This is a genomic window from Klebsiella sp. BIGb0132, assembly GCF_024810075.1.
Lineage (GTDB): Bacteria > Pseudomonadota > Gammaproteobacteria > Enterobacterales > Enterobacteriaceae > Klebsiella > Klebsiella terrigena.
Window position 1 is genome coordinate 885,317 of the sequence record NZ_JANUDW010000002.1, and the last position, 16,736, is coordinate 902,052.

The following is a 16,736-nucleotide window of genomic DNA, read 5'->3' on the forward strand; positions in this document are numbered from 1 at the left end:
AAACTGTTATAGATGTATCTAAAGCGCCGCCTCGCTATCAGCGACCGCCGCGCAATCCGGCATGGAGGAGGTAGATTGCCAAAAGCACGTCGTTATTTGTCCCCAGGACCGGCGCTATCGCCCGAATGGCAACCGTTGCTGAACAAGGCGCCCGAAGCAGCCGTGTGTTCGGCCGAATATTTCTCTTTTGCCCTTAAAGCCAGCGCTCCGTCGAGAAACAGATCTACCGACGCCCTGGCTGATTTCCGTATCTGGCACACGCTGACGTGCGGCTTCTCTTTTAACAACAGATTAATTGCGATGATATTATTCAGCAGTGCAAAATACTGACACGACAGCAGGCCGGGATCGCCAAAGCGAATCTCGCGATGCTGCATGGCGCTATCAATAACATCCGTCAGGATCTCATGCACCTGCCGCAGACCCGCCTCAAAGAGAAGAGCCCTCAATCCTCTGCCGGGAAGCTCGCTTACCGTGCGACGAAAAATATCCAGCACATTTTCGTCATTGCGTAAAACCAACAGCATCTGTACGGCGAAACGCATAAGTCGCCTTCTGATACTACAGGCATCCGTTTTGAGCAGCACGGATACCGCCCTGTGGAGATGGCCGTAAGCATAGATGCGGATAATTTCGCTCAGGAGCGTCTCGCGATCCCGGAAATGATAACAGAGCATTGTTTGCGGGCAGTTTATCTTCAGGGCGAGCAGCCTGAAAGAGAGCGCATCATATCCGGCCTGACCAAAAACGGCGGCAGCTTCGCGGAGAAGCCGTTCGCGACTTCCGTTCTCAGATCCCATATTTCCCCCTCGTCACTCATAAGCCAATACGCAATGTCTTATCGGGAAACATTTTCTTGACATGACATTCACGCCGGATCAAAACTATACCGTACAGTTCAGAAATAAACAAAACCTGACTTGACGACCCGCTTTAGAAACAGGTCCGGATTTCTGCGCTACCGGCAGCCTTACCCGAGGCTTAAGTCATAAACGTCTTATTTTAAGGATACTCAGATGACCACTTTCTCACGGGCAATACGCCTGACTTTTATGGCTGCGGTCGCGCTGCTTGCGGGCTGCGCGAGCAACGATCCCGTTCGTTATGCTGGCCTCGACTCATCCTCGCACCTGACCCCCAACACGGGCGACGAGTCCGATCGTATCCCCTTCCGCTACGGCCCCGGGGTAGACTGGAAAAAATACGACAGCATCATTATTGACCCCGTCACTATTTATCAGGGACCTGACAATCAGTTTGGCGATATGCCGCAATCTGACCGGCAGAAGCTGGCCAGCGACATGCAGGAGAAATTTTCTGCGGCATTACGTCCCCGCTTTCGTGAGGAGGCTACCGCCTCCCCAACAACCCTCCGTCTGAAGCTGACGCTCACCGGCGCGGATACCACCACCCAGTTTGTCGGAACCGTTACCAAATTTGACCTCGCCGGAGGTCCGTACAATATCGTTCAGGCTATCCGCGGCGGACAGGGCATGCTGAGCGGATATGTGAACTATGCCGTCGAAATTTATGACGCCTCAACCAACAAGCTGCTGCACGCCTATGTGGCAAAACAGTATCCGAACGCGATGAATATCTCCGCCACCTTCGGCTCACTGAGCGCGGCGGAGGTGGGGATTGAAAAAGGTGCGCAAGAGCTGGCGGAAACCCTGAAATAGCCGCCGTCAGCTCAACGCCTCTGCGGGTGAGATCGGACATGGCGCCGGGATGTGGGTCTGGCTTCAGCTGCTGCGTTTACCGGCCTCTCCAGCGACAGCGTCAGATAACATCGCTTGTCGATTAAAGGCGGCGGCCTGCAATATCGGCCGCCCCGTAACTTAACGCTGCTGATAAAACCCATGAAAATATACCCTCATCTTATCGTTTGTCCGCTGTGCAGCGCCCTCTACCGCTATCGTTCTGACGGTTCGGGCACTACCGCATGCTGCGAACGCTGCCATACGCTGCTGTGGCAGAACAGAAGCCCCGCCCCCCTCCTGCTGCTGCCGCTGACCCTGGCTGCGCTTATCACCTTTTCACTGGCATGCCTTTATCCGGTCATGATGATTAGTTTTCATGGCGCCAGGAATGAAATCACCCTCTGGCAGACCGCATGGGCGCTGACGCAGGCGGGGAGCTTCCCGCTGATGGCGATATTAACGGCCTTTCTGCTGATTATGGCCCCGCTGATGCAAATCCTGCTTCTGCTGTGGCTGCTCGCGTTTGCCCATTTCAGACGGCGGGCGCCGGGTTTTATCTCGATGATGAAAACCCTCAGCTGGCTTCGCCCCTGGAGCATGGCGGATGTTGGCGTGCTGGGCTTTTTGATTGCTGCGATTAAGCTATCTTCGCTGCTGGACGTGGCTCCCGGAGCCGGCGGCTGGGCGCTGGCCGCCTCCGTAGTACTGATGATTATCGTCAACAGCTACGACCTGCGGCCCTTATGGATAGTGTGTCGGGCGGCGGCTTCAGCAGAGAGGGGCTATGCGTAGAGTCCTGTTTGCCCATCAGGCCGGGGTTACCGGCTGCCGCTGTTGCCGTCTGGTGTTTCGCCCAACGCCGGAAACCACGCAATATTGTCCTCGCTGCGGTTCGCAGCAACGCCCTCCTGACAGAAAGAGCCTTGGTCGCTCATGCGCCCTACTCATCGCCGCCGTTATTGTTTACGTTCCGGCAAACGTTTTGCCCGTGATGTTTACCCGCCTGCCTGGAGGTGGAAAGGAAAGCACGATTATGGAAGGGGTGGTGGATTTCTGGCATGCCGGTTCGTACGGAATTGCCGTGATTATCTTTATTGCCAGCGTGGCGATCCCGTGCATGAAGTTTTTTTCCATCGCCGCGCTGCTGGTCAGTTCTGCAATCCGCAGTCCGTGGGCAAGAAGAGAGCGAACCCGGCTTTATCATATTACGGAATGGATTGGCTGCTGGTCGATGCTCGACGTCATTGTCGTCGCGGCCGTCAGCGGACTGGTTCAGTACCCCACCCTGAGTGAAGCAGAACCTCGGGCTGGGATCCTGTTTTTTGGTCTGGTCGTGTTTCTGACGATGCTATCCGCCTTAAGTTTTGACCCGAGATTAATCTGGGAAGGTGATGAATGAAGCAAATGCTGCCGGGCGAACCCGCGTTTATCCGCCACAGCTGGCGCAATGTTCTGATATGGCTGGTGCCGATAATCGCCTTGCTGACGGGCCTTTCCATGCTGCTGCAAACAAAACTCACCGAGGGGCCGGAGATCGTCATTTCTTTTCGCAGCGCTGCGGGCCTCGAGGCAGGAAAAACGACGGTCAAATATAAAGATGTCAGCGTCGGGACGGTCAAAGAAATTATCCTCAGCGCCGATAGTTCAGAGGTGCTTGCGCGCGTTCAGCTGGCAAGAAGCGCTGAGAGCCTGATCCGCAAAGATACCCGCTTTTGGGTGGTCAGGCCGCGTGTCGGTATCAGCGGCGTCAGCGGCATCGATACGCTTCTGTCAGGCCCGTATATTGGCATGGACAGAGGGAAATCAACCGAAAGCGAGCGTGAATTTCGCGGGCTTGAAACGCCTCCCACAATCATCAGCGATGTTCAGGGCAGCCAGTTCATTATTGACGCCGCCGACCTGGGGTCACTCGATATTGGTTCACCGGTTTACTACCGCCGGGTGCAGGTAGGCCGGGTAGCGTCATACCATCTGCGGGAGGACGGGGCCGGCGTCACTCTTAACGTTTTTATTGACGCGCCCTATGACCGGTTGGTCACGGCTGATACGCGGTTCTGGAACGTCAGCGGGATTGACCTTTCTGTGGGCGCTGACGGCGTGCGCCTGAAAACGCAAACCGTGGCCACCATTATGGCAGGGGGTATTGCATTCGCATCCGTCGCTGATGGCGATCCTCAAGGCGCCGGGGAAAAGGTCCGCTACGCTCTTTTCGCCGACCAGGCAAGCGCGCTGGCTCAGCCGGATGGTCCTGCCATTGCGTTCAAACTGCGCTTCGAACGCTCTCTTCGCGGCCTTGCCGTCGGCGCTCCGGTACAGTTTTCCAGCGTGGTGGTTGGTCGGGTAACCTCTATCGATCTCGATTACGCTCCGACGGGCTATCGCTTTCCGACTATCGTCGGCATTAACGTCTATCCGTCCCGCATTGGTCCGCTTGTGAAAAAATTGCCCCATCCGTCGGGAACTGAGGATATGGAGCGCGTCGCAGCGCTTTTCGTCCGCGATCTGGTCGCGCAGGGCCTTCGCGCGCAGGCGGTTCCCGGCAGTTTACTGACCGGCCAGCTTTTTATTACGTTCGATTTTATCCCCGATGCGCCGAAGGTCGCCTTCGATCTGGCCGCTCGCCCCCTTCAGCTTCCTACCGTCAGCGGCGGCCTCGATAAAATTCAGGATCAGGTCGCCGGAATTGTCGCAAAAGTGAATCAGCTGCCGCTGGAGTCTATCGGCAACAATCTCGACACCACGCTCGCCGGGCTCAGTAAAACGCTTCGGATCGTTAACGGCGAGACGCTGCCGGTGGCCAACCGACTGATGAAACAAACGCAAAATACGACCGCAGACGTGCAGGACCTGATAGCTGAGGACTCCCCCTTGATGGCCAACCTGATGCAGGTACTTCAGGAGACCGGCAGGACCTTAAGGTCGCTACGCGGCCTGACAGACCAGCTCGACCGTCATCCGGAAGCCTTGCTGCGGGGAACGCCGCAGGATCCTGAGCCTGAGATTCCGGCGAAAACCGCTGATTTTAACCAAGGGAAAAGCCAATGAAACTGCTGCCGTTTTTTTTCACACTGGCGATGATTTTCGCCATCAACGGCTGCTCCTCCCCGCCGATCGGGAACCACACGCTACAGCTGCCCGCGCCCCCTGCCGGCCCGGCAAAAAGAGCGGCCTTTGTCGTTGAGCTTCTGCCGATTGGCGTTCCGGCGCCGCAGGATATCAAGCAGGTCGTGATACGTCAGAGCGACAGCTCAATGCTGGTGCTCGATAATGACCGCTGGCTGAGTCCGTTGAGCGAGGAGATGCACTCCGCCCTTTCGCCCCAGATAGCCCAGCGGCTCGGCACTCTGGATGTTTCTGGCTTGTCGAAGACGGATGAACAGCAGCGGGTGAGGATACAGATACAGATTCGCCGTTTTGATCTCTGGCCGGGGAATCGGGTTCGTCTTGATGCAGACTGGAGCCTCTCAGCAAGGAGCGGCGACCAACGGCGACGACTCCTCTGCCAGAGCCAGCTAACCCTGAGCGCGCCCGATGACTATTTACAGCTTTTCCCGCTCGCCCAGCGGCTGGTCAATCAGCTCGCGATCGCGATTGCAGACACGGCTGAAGAATGGGCCGACTCAGCGCGATCGACCTGCAGGTAACATGACGCGAAGGGGCGTAAAAGCGGCTTAATCCGGGGGGATCCCGCGCTGATGCCTTGCGGGACCGGAACGTGAACGCGCCGATTCCGTAAGGCCGCCAGACTGTTTCGCTTAATCATTTCGTGGAAGAGCGCCATAAAGAAACAGGTGCACCCCGTTTCTGACCATCTGGTTGATTTTGGCGGTACTATAGTGCGGTAAATCGCGTTTGAGGATCATGGCATCGGCCTCGGCTTTTACCAGGGCGGTGAACTGAGCAGCCCTTGTTACGGGGTCGCCTTCCGTCAGCTCCCCCTTACTCATCGCTTCCGCCAAAACCACAGAAAGCGTCCCCATGCTTTCGCTGACCCCTGATTCGATAAAAAGGGAGCCAATGTCAGAATGCCCGGCCTCGCCGATGACCACCCGGTAAATCTGTAGCGCCTGGTTATCTCCGGCAAGCACCTGCAGCATGCGCTCGCCAAACCGGATGAGCTTTTGCTCAAGCGTCAAACCGGCATTTTTAGCATCGAGGAGATCGCTTGCCGCCTCGCTCAGAAAACGCGTGCTGTAGGTACGAACCACCGTTTCAAATAGCTCTTCTTTCGAAGAGAAGTAGTTGTATAGCGTCGCCTTAGAGCCGCCAACGCGTTTTGCAACTTCGTTCATCGAGGCACGCTCGTACCCCATCTCCTGAAAAATAGCGGATGCGGCATTAATTATGGCTTTTCTTCGCTCTTCGGTCAGCGTTCTCATCTTTTCCCCTCGCATAAGTAAACCGATGTGTTCAGTTATTAGAGCGACAGTAGCATAAAATCAGACCGCAATAAAATTTTTCATAGCCCGCTGATTATTATAAATTCGCGCTATTTATCCCCAATCTTCCCCTGCTGCCAGCCTGGCAAACCGCGCATTGCGCATCTTCGGCACACCGTCGGCTGCCCACACTCTCAAACGCAGCAGCGCTATTCCGCGCGGAAAAATCCATAACAGTCACCCGACTGTTATGGGAAAAAACAGCCTTTCTGCCTCTGCAACCAAAGGCAGGCGACGCCTAAAATTGCGCTGAATCAATTTTGTTGCGGAGCACTGCATGTTTGGTCTTGATGCATTCCACCTGGCGCGAATTCAATTCGCCTTTACCGTGTCGTTTCATATTATCTTTCCCGCCATCACCATCGGGCTTGCCAGCTATCTGGCGGTGCTGGAAGGGCTGTGGTTAAAAACTAAAAATCCCGTCTGGCGATCGCTATACCACTTCTGGTCGAAAATTTTCGCCGTCAACTTCGGCATGGGCGTCGTCTCCGGGCTGGTGATGGCCTATCAGTTCGGCACCAACTGGAGCGGATTTTCTGAGTTCGCCGGCAGTATTACCGGGCCGCTACTGACCTATGAGGTGCTGACGGCCTTCTTCCTTGAAGCCGGGTTCCTCGGCGTGATGCTGTTCGGCTGGAATCGCGTCAGCCCCGGCATGCACTTCTTCGCCACCTGCATGGTGGCGACCGGGACCATAATCTCCACCTTCTGGATCCTCGCCTCCAACAGCTGGATGCAGACGCCGCAGGGCTTTGAGGTAGTCAACGGCCAGGTGGTGCCCGTAGACTGGTTTGCGGTGATCTTCAACCCCTCATTCCCCTACCGCCTGCTGCATATGTCGGTCGCGGCCTTCCTCAGCAGCGCGCTGTTCGTCGGCGCCTCGGCGGCATGGCATCTGCTGCGCGGCAATCAAACCCCGGCCATTCGGGCGATGTTTTCGATGGCCCTGTGGATGACGCTGATCGTCGCCCCCATCCAGGCGATGATTGGCGATATGCACGGCCTGAACACGCTCGAGCATCAGCCGGCAAAAATTGCCGCCATTGAGGGGCACTGGGAAAACCGGCCGGGGGAACCGACGCCGCTGCTGCTGTTCGGCTGGCCGGATATGCAGCAGGAACGCACCCGCTACGGCCTCGAAATCCCGGCGCTCGGTAGCCTGATCCTCACCCACAGCCTCGATAAACAGGTGCCGGCGCTGAAGGAGTTTGCGCCAGAGGACCGCCCCAATTCGACCATTGTATTCTGGTCATTTCGCCTGATGGCCGGCCTCGGCATGCTGATGATCCTGCTCGGCGCGCTGGCGCTGTGGCTGCGCTACCGCCGGCGGCTCTACCACTCGAAGCCCTTCCTGCGCTTTGCGCTTTGGATGGGGCCATCGGGGCTAATCGCCATCCTCGCCGGCTGGGTGACCACCGAGGTAGGCCGCCAGCCGTGGGTTGTCTATGGCGTGCAGCGCACCGCCGACGCCGTTTCCGCCCACGGCGACCTGCATATGACCATCAGCCTGCTGACGTTTTTCGTGGTCTACAGCTCGGTCTTTGGCGTCGGCTATAGCTATATGCTGCGCCTGATCCGCAAAGGCCCGCAGGAGGTCAATCCGCCGGTAAGCGGCACCCCGGCGCGTCCGCTTTCCGCCGCCACCGGCCATATTGAGCATAAGGAGTCCCACTAATGGCTATCGACCTGTCGGTAATCTGGTTTGCCATCATCGTTTTCGCCACCCTGATGTATATCGTCATGGACGGCTTCGATTTGGGGATTGGCATTTTATTCTGCACCATCCGCGACCCCGAGGATCGCAACGTGATGGTGAACAGCGTGGCCCCGGTGTGGGACGGAAATGAGACCTGGCTGGTGCTCGGCGGCGCGGCGCTGTTCGGCGCCTTTCCGCTGGCCTACGCGGTCATTATCGACGCGCTGGCGATCCCGCTGACGCTAATGCTGGTTGGCCTGATCTTTCGCGGAGTGGCCTTCGAATTTCGCTTCCAGGCCACGCCGTCGCACCGGCCTTTCTGGGACCGCGCTTTTCTTGGCGGCTCCCTGCTGGCGACCTTTGCCCAGGGCGTGGTGGTTGGCGCGGTCATTAACGGCTTCCCGGTCAGCGGCCGCGCCTTTAGCGGCGGTATGCTCGACTGGCTTACGCCGTTCACCCTGTTTTGCGGCCTGGGGCTGACCATCGCCTACGCGCTGCTGGGCGCCAGCTGGCTAGTGATGAAAAGCGAGGAGCCGCTGCAGGAAAAAATGCGCGGCGCGTCGCGGGCCCTGCTGCTGGCGCTGCTGGCGGTGATTGCCGCGATCAGCCTGTGGACCCCGCTGGCGCAGCCCGCTATCGCCGCGCGCTGGTTCAGCTTACCGAACCTCTTTTTCCTGCTGCCGGTTCCGCTACTGGTGCTGGCACTCAGCGTCTGGCTGTGGCGGGCGTTAGGCAGCCGCGACCATCACGCGCGCCCTTTCCTGCTGACGCTTGGGCTGGTGTTCCTCGGCTTTAGCGGACTGGGGATCAGTATCTGGCCGCATATTATTCCGCCGGCCATCACCCTGTGGCAGGCCGCCGCGCCGCCGCAGAGCCAGGGATTTATGCTGGTAGGCGCGGCGCTGATTATTCCGGTGATCCTCGGCTATACCTTCTGGAGCTACTACGTATTCCGCGGCAAAGTGCAACACGGTGAGGGGTATCATTGATGAATCGATTATGGCTTAAGCAGATAGTCTGGATGGTTGCGCTGTGGGGCGGCAGCGTGCTGGCGCTGGCGGCGGTGAGTATGGGTTTTCGCCTGTTAATGACCGCAGCCGGGCTAAAAGTCTAGCCTTTTATCTTAACCGTCCATCAACCGGCAGCGCATCTGCCGGTTTTTTTATCTTCCGTCAGCCGGCGCTGACAGAGCCTTTTCCCTTCTTTGACTGAGGCAGAAAAAAGCTCAACAATCGGCAGGCATAGTGGCTGCACTCGCCCCCATACGGAACAGGATATGATCAGGAGATGCGTTTCGACCTTACTGCTGCTGTGCGCGCTCTTTTCCGGCCACCTGCTGGCCCGCCAGCAGGGACACGACTACTTCCCGGTCCCCAGCCTCGAACAGCGGCTGCTGCACGAGGCCGATTGCGACGAATTACGCAGCCAGTACGACGATGCGGCGTCGAACCTGCGCGAACAGCACCGCTGGCAGAACGCCCGCCGGGCTAAAACCTATTCCCGCAGCTAGTCCCGGCGTCGATCAGGCGCCTTTGCGTTTGGGTAAGGTTTTCAGCAGCTCGTCCGGACTGACGGAGGCGACGATGCTCCCCGGAAGCGGCATTTTCAGAATATGGTTCTTCATTTTGCCCACCACGTGCATTTCGCAGGGACGGCAGTCAAACTTCAGCGTCAGCACCTCGTCGCCGTGAATCAGCTGCATCGGCGTAGCTTTCCAGCTCTTAATCGAACCTTTAGCCTGTTTCGGGCACAGGTTAAAGGCAAAGCGCAGGCAGTGCTTGGTGATCATCACCGGCACGTCGCCTTTCTCTTCGTGCGCTTCATAGGCGGCATCAATCAGCTGCACGCCGTAGCGCTGATAAAACTCGCGCGCCTTGTGGTTATAGACGTTCGCCAGGAACGAGAGATGGGTTTCAGGATAGACCGGTGGCGGCACGGACACCGCCTTGCGCTGGCCGCGAGGCGCGGCGTCCAGGCGCGCCCGATCGAGACGCTCTACCGTTTCACGACGCAGCTGATTGAGCAGGCCGTTGGGCACAAACAGCGCGCCGGGCAGCGCTATTTCAACGTTGCGGGCGAAATAGATGGTCTGGCCTAATTTCGCCACCCCGTCGCGCAGGTTGGCCAGCGCCTTATCGGCCTGGGTCGCTTCGGCAAACTCGCCGTCGAGGGTGTGGGACACGCTGACACCATCCTCGCAGGTCATCGTCAGCACCAGCTGTTCCTGCCAGCCGCTGAGGGTGATATCTACCGCAATCCGCCGCTCGCTGGAGGTCTTTTGCAGCGCCTGCTGCCAGTTGTGGTCAAGATTGCGGTTCAGCGCCTGATGCGGGCGCGCCTTATAGAGATCCGCCGGCATTTCGTTTGGCCATACGCGGTAGCGGTTTTCACCGGTTTTCTCTACCGTATTGGCGCGAAAACCGACGATTTCGCGCTTGATCATCACGTTCAGACCGTCGCCGTTGGTCAGCGCTTCGCTCACCTCGACGTCAAGATGGTCTTTACCCACCTTCAGCACTTCGCCCACCGGCAGGCCGATAAACTTCGGCGAATCGAACGCGCCGATATCCCCTTTACGCGCGTTAACGAAATAGTCGGTGCTGCCGCGATGGAAGGTTTTATCCGTGGACGGCACGAAGAAATGCTCGGTACGTCCGGCAGAGGAGCGCGCAAGATCGCCCCGGTCTTCAATGATTGCGTCCAGCATCTGACGATAGTGGGCGGTGATGTTCTTCACGTAGCTCATGTCTTTGTAGCGGCCCTCAATCTTGAAGGAGCGCACGCCAGCGTCGATCAGCTGGGCCAGGTTGGCGGTCTGATCGTTGTCTTTCATCGACAGGAGGTGTTTCTCGTAGGCCACCACCCGGCCCTGGTCATCTTTCAGGGTATACGGCAGGCGGCACGCCTGAGAGCAGTCGCCGCGGTTGGCGCTGCGGCCGGTCTGCGCGTGGGAGATATTGCACTGCCCGGAGTAGGCCACGCACAGCGCGCCGTGAATAAAGAATTCAATCGTCGCGTCGGTGTGTTCGTAGATGGCCTTGATCTGCTGCAGATCCAGCTCGCGCGCCAGCACTATCTGGCTGAAGCCGACGTCGGAAAGAAACTTCGCTTTTTCAACGCTACGGATATCGCACTGGGTGCTGGCATGCAGCTCAATCGGCGGGATATCCAGCTGCATCACCCCCATATCCTGCACGATCAGCGCATCAACGCCGGTTTCATACAGGTCGGTAATCAGGCGCTGCGCGGGCTCAAGCTCATCATCATGCAGGATGGTATTCAGCGTCACAAAAATCTTCGCACCGTAGCGATGGGCGAAAGGCACCAGTTCGGCGATATCGCTGAGGCTGTTGCTGGCGTTGTGGCGCGCGCCAAAGCCCGGTCCGCCGATATAAACCGCGTCCGCACCGTGTAAAATAGCTTCACGGGCGATCCCGGCATCGCGGGCGGGGCTAAGAAGTTCAAGATGATGGTTTTGCAGGCGCATACGATCGTCGTTATCCGTTATAGGGGGCGAAATGGCGGCTATTGTAGTCAGAAGTAGGCAGAGACCAAAACAATTTCCACCGCCGCCGCGGGGCGAATTTTCAGATTCTGGCAAAGCATTGAAGGAAAAGGTATTTCCCAGCGAAAACGGCGCAGGGTAAAGTCACCGCGTATTCCGGATTTTCCTCGTCACGTTGTGGATTGTTTTATCATCAGTCATCTTGATTGGCCGCCGGCTAACCCCCGGCGGCTTTTTCTTTGGGGTAGTGAATGAGCGAATGAAAATGGGCCGTCTGCGCGCCGCTGTTGCGATAGGCATGCGCGAGGTCGCCGGCAAAGCGCCGCCCTTCCCCCGCCTGCAGGGTGTGCCACTGCCCCTCAAGGCACAGCTCCAGCGCTCCGCTTATTACCACCACGTGCTCAATCACCCCTTTTTCATGCGGCGTTGACTCGCTGAGCGCGCCGGGAGCGAGGGTGATAGAAAAATGGTCAAAACGCAGCTGCGGATCCCACGGAAAAACGGGCGTCACCACCATCGCCTGCTGCTGCGGGTCGAAGGCGGTAGGCGCGTCGGAAGCATCGGCGACGATAAAGGTCGAGAAGGCCACGTTCAGCCCGGTGGCAATTTTCCACAGCGTCGCCACGGTCGGGCTAGATTCGTTGCGCTCAATCTGCCCGAGCATCGCCTTCGACACCCCGGTCTCCTCCGCCAGGCGCGACAGACTCCAGCCGCGCTGTTGACGCAGCGTTTTCAGGGTTGCCGCAAGATGTTGCGCAATATTCATTCCACCTCCTGATTTTCTCAGCGGAAATTATACGCGTATTAATATGATTCTACAGGGCGTTTAATTGCGAAAAGCGCCTGCGGTACTCCCGGGGGCCCACGCCAAACTGCTGATTGAACAGGCGGGAAAAATAGAGCGCGTCGTCGTATCCCACCAGCTGAGCGATATGCGCAATCGTCAGCTGCGCGTGCTGTAACAGCAGCGACGCGCGGTTCATGCGCTGCTTTTCTCGCCAGGCGAAAATCGTCATTCCCGTCTCCTGGCGAAACAGGTGCGCGAGCCGCGACGGTGAGAGAAACGCCCGCGCCGCCAGCGTGTTGACGGTGATCTTCTCCTCGAGATGCTCATCCAGGTACTGACAGATGGCGATGATGCGCGGGTCAAGCGACAGGCAGTTGCTCCCCGGCTGCAGCTTAAAACAGTGGAGTAAAATCTTTTCCAGGCAGTTTACCGCCAGAATCGCGTCCAGCCGGTCCGCCGAAGAGTAAAGGCGAATCACCTCTTTAAAATCGCTCTTCAGGCGCTGAATAAAATCAGCGTCGCTGCTCTGGGTTATGCCGACGTCGTGCCATTGGCGATCCCATTTCAGCCAGTCAATCCAGTACGGGCGCGGCATAAAGTAGATCCACAGGTGCTCCCAGCAATCGCTTTTCGCCTCGCGGCCATAATGATGAGGGCAGCCTGGAGGAAACAGCACGACGTCGTTGGGACGACAGATAAAGGTTTCGTTATTACGATGAATCACCCCTGCGCCACGGAGAGTGATATTAATAATGTACCCCTTCATGCCCCGCTCGCGCTGAATAAAGGTATCCAGCCTGTTGCCCGGAAAAATGGGCGTATAGCCGGCAACCAGCCAGGCGTTAAAGGTAAAACTGCGCATTAATGGCGAATAGATAATCAGATCATCATCCATCGTCTCTGTATTCATTGTCGGCAACCACATCGCTCTCTAACCCATTTCCCGTATTCTGCCTGCATTAAAACGGGGCGCAACCGTGAGATTGCGCCCGCAGATTACTCCGCCAGTTTTCCCTGCGAAAGGTCAGCCTCGACCTGCTCGTAGAGCGTATCGAGGCGATAGAAATACATAATCGCCATATTGATAAGCGCCAGTCCAAAGGGAAACGCGATGAATAGAAACTCAATCATCGCTACCACCTGCGGCGACTGCACGGCGTTACCGCCGCTGATAAACCCAGCCGCACCCAGCATCCAGCCGACGCTTGCGCTGCCCAGCCCCATTCCCAGCGTCTGTCCGAGGGTCCCGGCGCTGAAGAGGATGCCTTCAATTCGCAGGCCGGTTTTCCACTCGCCGTAATCGATGGTATCGGCGAGGAAGGCGAACATCGTCGCGCCGATACCGCAGAATCCGACGCTGCGTACGGCGGTCGCGAGGATGATAAACAGCGAGTTGGTTTTATCGAATAGCGGCAGGAGATAGGCGATGCTGCACACCGTGAGCCCCAGCAGCGCCAGGTTGCGTTTGCCAAGGCGCTTGATAAGCCAGGGAATTACCAGCAGCGTAATCAGCCCGGGCGTATATTGTGCGAGGCTGATCCACGACATCAGCGACAGGTCCTGCAGGATATAGCGCGAGTAATAGACGCTAACCGTTGATAGCGCCGTCAGGCTGGTAAAGGTGATCAGCAGATAAAAGAAGATCATTAACCAGTAGCGGTTGCCGATTATCGAACGCACCACTTCCCGCGTTTGAATATGATGCCGGTTTTCCTTATTCACCGGTTTAATTCGCTCACGGGTCCAGGCGCCGGTCAGCAGCAGGCACAGGGCGGTGAAGAAACCAAATATCGCAAAGACCACGATCCACGACGTCTGGCTATTGCCGAGAGCCGCCACCATCGGCAGGGTAAAGACGCCGACGGTCAGCGATCCGCAGGTAGAGAGCCCTTTGCGAAAGACGCTCAGGACGCCGCGTTGCCAGGTATCGCGGGTGATTAGCGCCAGCAGCGAGCCGTAGGCGATATTGTTGGCGGTGAAAAAGATATTCGCCAGCAGGTAGGTCACGCACACGTAGATTATTTTACCGTTGTCGCCAATGTCGGGCACGGTGGCCATCAGAAATGCCGACAGGCCGAAAGGCACCGCCGTCCAAAGCACCCACGGCCGCGCCTTGCCCAGCCGGGTTTCTGTTTTATCGATACGGATCCCGACAAATACGCAGATTACGCCATCCACCACTCGGGCAAAGAACATTAAAGAGCCTATCAGGGCCGCGGAAATTCCGACAACATCGGTATAAAACCATGCCAGAAACGTCACCATCATCGTATAGGTGAGGTTCGTGCCGTAATCCCCTAAACCAAACGCCAGGCGCTCGCGGAAGCCAGGCCGATCGTCAGCGGAGGGCTCCCGCTCAATGGATAAAGTACTCATGGTTGGTTCTCCAGCAGAATAATTTGCACATCCCAATCGCCTAAATGGATCTCATCCCCGGCATGGATATTTTCGCCGCTAAATAAGTTGCGTCCGGCGGGCGGACTGAATTTAACGCGCTGCGACTCTGCGCTGTAGTTAAAGTAATAAATCAGCTGCTGGTTATTCTCGGCAAAGCCCTGACGCATAATTACCGGGAAGGTTATATTCTCATCAGCAATTCCGGCGAGCGCGGTCTCAGCCAGCGCGTGACGGAATATTTCTGCTAAGACCTCGGCAGATAGATGACAGCCGATATAGGTTGCGCTCCCCTGTTCAAAACGATTAAAGGTTACCGCCGCATATTTATGCCAGTAAGGATGATCGTAGCGGGCTAATACCGTCGCGCCCGGCTCCGGCTCCAGCAGTTCTATCCAGTCATGTACCCGGGTATCAAGCCCCGATAACGACAGGCGGCTCGATGTCAGCCCGGTGCGCTGCGGCTCAACAAAAAGCTGATAGCGGGCGCCGACGGCCGAAGAGATAATCCCCGGTTGCGCACAGGTGCGCACCTGCATATTTTCATCAGCGAATGCGGACTTAAATGAGAAAATGGCATGGCCGCCCTGGCTGATATAGTCGTTAATCTGCCGGAGCTTTTCATCGCTCACCGTATAAAGCAGCGGGAAGATCAGCATCTCGTATTGAAATATTCGCGGATCGTCGACCGCCAGAATATCCACTTCAATATTCATTCGATACAACGTGTCATAGTACAGACGGAAAATGTCATTGTACTGATGCTGCGCATCACGGGAGAACTGATGCCCGCGCCACGGATGCCAGTCGATTGCCGTCAGGCATTCGTTACTGACCACCAGGGCAATGCGGCTTTTGCGCGAATACGCCAGCACTTGCGGCGCGAAATCGCGCAGCTCAGCCCCGGTCTGGCACACTTCCTGATACACCGGGTTGGGCTGCAGATCGTGGCTTAAAATCCCCTTCCAGTAGGTTTCGTAAGCGTTATGCAGCGAATGCCAGTGCCAGTAGCCAATCAGCCCGGCGCCGCTGGCAACGTGGCTCCAGGCCTGCAGCCGCAGCTGTCCCGGGAACGGCGTCCACTCCTTGAAGGCCTGGGCCTGAGTCTCCAGAACCAGATAGCGGCGATCTTTGGTCACCCGCGCAATATCACCGGCAAAGGCGATTTCCGCCCCCGTTAAGCTAAACTGGCTGGGGTGATAAACATCTACCCCGGTAATATCGACAACCGCGGAGGTTTTAAAATGGTCGACCTCCGCACGGATCCCGTACGACCAGTTGCGCCAGTCAAAATCAAAGTTGTGGGTGATAAACTGGCGGTCGCTTTTATACTCCCTCACCAGCTCTGCCTGCCAGCCGAGAAAGCGGGTGACCAGCGAACGTTGAAAGGCGCTAAACGCGCTGCCGAGGCTGGCGTTAATCGTCCCGGTCAGCGACGGGAAATCCTCCCAGGCGTCAATGCGGTTGCTCCAGTAATCCAGGCCGAAGGCGCGGTTCATTTCAGCCAGATTATTATTAAAGCGTTTTTTCAGATGCTTGATAAATTCAATCTGCACATTTTCAGAACAGCTGTCGTAATATTTTGTTTCGTTATCGATCTGAAAACCGATCGTCGCCGGGTGAGCGGCCGTTACCTTTAATAGCTGGCGAATAATTCGTTCGGCATACCATAAATAGGCGGGATGGGTAATATCCATTTTTTGCCGATGGCCGTAGCTATTTTTTCCCTGAGGGGTAGTCGCCATCACCTCCGGGTGTTTTTTCGCCAGCCATGCGGGAATAGCGTAGGTTGGAGTACCGATAATCACCGCAATATTATTTTCATGCATGGCGTCGAGAACCGTGGTGACCGAACTGAAATCAAACTCCCCTTCCTGCGGCTCAAAGGTACTCCAGGTACTTTCCGCAATCCGCACGTAATTAATACCCGCCGCTTTCATCAGGGCAATATCTTCCTGCAAGCGTTCCTCTGCTAAATATTCACGATAATACGCTACGCCGTACCAGAATTTTTCCATTTCTCACTCCTCTTTGTTACCGGAAACATATCGCATAATCCTGAGAAGCGGATGAAATTAGCTGCTGGCAACATAGAGCAATCTGCTATCGCCGCCGGGAGTCGATAGCGATCACATTTCTGCAGAGGCAGGCGGAACCGATCGCTGCGCTTGTGCGCTATAGCGCACAGTGATACATTTCACCGGATGTTATAACG

At 56.9% G+C, this 16,736-nt stretch carries 16 protein-coding genes; 9 read left to right on the forward strand and 7 right to left on the reverse strand.

Annotated features, from left to right (window positions below):
* Nucleotides 1–92: 92 nt before the first annotated feature.
* Nucleotides 93–800, reverse strand: a complete 708-nt coding sequence (locus tag M2416_RS11105) for a TetR/AcrR family transcriptional regulator (RefSeq protein WP_259223865.1) — start codon at nt 798–800, stop codon at nt 93–95.
* Between the two features lie 216 nt (nt 801–1,016).
* Here M2416_RS11105 and M2416_RS11110 point away from each other — a divergent pair, with 216 nt between their 5' ends.
* From M2416_RS11110 to M2416_RS11130, 5 genes are all read left to right on the forward strand, one after another.
* The gene (locus M2416_RS11110) at nt 1,017–1,679 is read left to right on the forward strand and encodes a DUF3313 domain-containing protein (RefSeq protein ID WP_076947260.1); all 663 of its coding nucleotides are present in this window, start codon (nt 1,017–1,019) and stop codon (nt 1,677–1,679) included.
* A gap of 180 nt (nt 1,680–1,859) precedes the next feature.
* Nucleotides 1,860–2,492 carry a paraquat-inducible protein A gene (locus M2416_RS11115; RefSeq protein ID WP_076947261.1) on the forward strand — a complete coding sequence of 211 codons (633 nt, stop codon included), beginning with the start codon at nt 1,860–1,862 and terminating at the stop codon, nt 2,490–2,492.
* Complete coding sequence (locus tag M2416_RS11120) at nt 2,485–3,099, forward strand: paraquat-inducible protein A (RefSeq protein WP_076947262.1); 615 nt, start codon at nt 2,485–2,487, stop codon at nt 3,097–3,099. The genes M2416_RS11115 and M2416_RS11120 overlap by 8 nt, the downstream gene beginning before the upstream one ends.
* Nucleotides 3,096–4,745: a PqiB family protein gene (locus tag M2416_RS11125; RefSeq protein WP_259223867.1), complete on the forward strand. Its 1,650-nt coding sequence runs from the start codon at nt 3,096–3,098 to the stop codon at nt 4,743–4,745. Before M2416_RS11120 ends, M2416_RS11125 begins: the two co-directional genes overlap by 4 nt.
* Nucleotides 4,742–5,344: a PqiC family protein gene (locus M2416_RS11130; protein ID WP_259223868.1), complete on the forward strand. Its 603-nt coding sequence runs from the start codon at nt 4,742–4,744 to the stop codon at nt 5,342–5,344. The genes M2416_RS11125 and M2416_RS11130 overlap by 4 nt, the downstream gene beginning before the upstream one ends.
* A 111-nt stretch (nt 5,345–5,455) precedes the next feature.
* On the opposite strand, the gene M2416_RS11135 is transcribed toward M2416_RS11130, so the two are convergent.
* The gene (locus tag M2416_RS11135; protein WP_045855221.1) at nt 5,456–6,079 is read right to left on the reverse strand and encodes a TetR/AcrR family transcriptional regulator; all 624 of its coding nucleotides are present in this window, start codon (nt 6,077–6,079) and stop codon (nt 5,456–5,458) included.
* Between the two features lie 337 nt (nt 6,080–6,416).
* On the opposite strand from M2416_RS11135, the gene M2416_RS11140 reads away from it, so the two are divergent.
* The 4 genes from M2416_RS11140 to M2416_RS11155 all read left to right on the forward strand — a co-directional run bounded on the left by M2416_RS11140 (nt 6,417) and on the right by M2416_RS11155 (nt 9,345).
* Nucleotides 6,417–7,814 carry a cytochrome ubiquinol oxidase subunit I gene (locus tag M2416_RS11140; RefSeq protein ID WP_159237298.1) on the forward strand — a complete coding sequence of 466 codons (1,398 nt, stop codon included), beginning with the start codon at nt 6,417–6,419 and terminating at the stop codon, nt 7,812–7,814.
* Nucleotides 7,814–8,824 (forward strand): cytochrome d ubiquinol oxidase subunit II, encoded by a 1,011-nt coding sequence (gene cydB / locus M2416_RS11145; RefSeq protein ID WP_076947266.1) that lies wholly within the window; start codon nt 7,814–7,816, stop codon nt 8,822–8,824. Before M2416_RS11140 ends, cydB begins: the two co-directional genes overlap by 1 nt.
* Nucleotides 8,824–8,949 (forward strand): DUF2474 domain-containing protein, encoded by a 126-nt coding sequence (locus tag M2416_RS11150; protein WP_071844918.1) that lies wholly within the window; start codon nt 8,824–8,826, stop codon nt 8,947–8,949. The genes cydB and M2416_RS11150 overlap by 1 nt, the downstream gene beginning before the upstream one ends.
* Nucleotides 8,950–9,111: 162 nt before the next feature.
* On the forward strand, nt 9,112–9,345 hold the full coding sequence (locus M2416_RS11155; protein ID WP_045855218.1) for a DUF2554 family protein: 234 nt from the start codon (nt 9,112–9,114) through the stop codon (nt 9,343–9,345).
* Between the two features lie 12 nt (nt 9,346–9,357).
* On the opposite strand, the gene M2416_RS11160 is transcribed toward M2416_RS11155, so the two are convergent.
* From M2416_RS11160 to M2416_RS11180, 5 genes are all read right to left on the reverse strand, one after another.
* On the reverse strand, nt 9,358–11,322 hold the full coding sequence (locus tag M2416_RS11160; RefSeq protein ID WP_259223877.1) for a peptidase U32 family protein: 1,965 nt from the start codon (nt 11,320–11,322) through the stop codon (nt 9,358–9,360).
* Nucleotides 11,323–11,557: 235 nt separating this feature from the next.
* Entirely contained in the window at nt 11,558–12,106 is a 549-nt protein-coding gene (locus tag M2416_RS11165) for a helix-turn-helix domain-containing protein (RefSeq protein WP_259223878.1), read from the reverse strand.
* A gap of 49 nt (nt 12,107–12,155) precedes the next feature.
* Nucleotides 12,156–13,037: an arabinose operon transcriptional regulator AraC gene (gene araC, locus M2416_RS11170; protein ID WP_045855215.1), complete on the reverse strand. Its 882-nt coding sequence runs from the start codon at nt 13,035–13,037 to the stop codon at nt 12,156–12,158.
* An 86-nt stretch (nt 13,038–13,123) separates the two neighbouring features.
* The gene (locus M2416_RS11175; RefSeq protein WP_076947269.1) at nt 13,124–14,503 is read right to left on the reverse strand and encodes an MFS transporter; all 1,380 of its coding nucleotides are present in this window, start codon (nt 14,501–14,503) and stop codon (nt 13,124–13,126) included.
* Complete coding sequence (locus M2416_RS11180; RefSeq protein WP_259223880.1) at nt 14,500–16,539, reverse strand: beta-galactosidase; 2,040 nt, start codon at nt 16,537–16,539, stop codon at nt 14,500–14,502. Before M2416_RS11180 ends, M2416_RS11175 begins: the two co-directional genes overlap by 4 nt.
* Between the last annotated feature and the right edge of the window lie 197 nt (nt 16,540–16,736).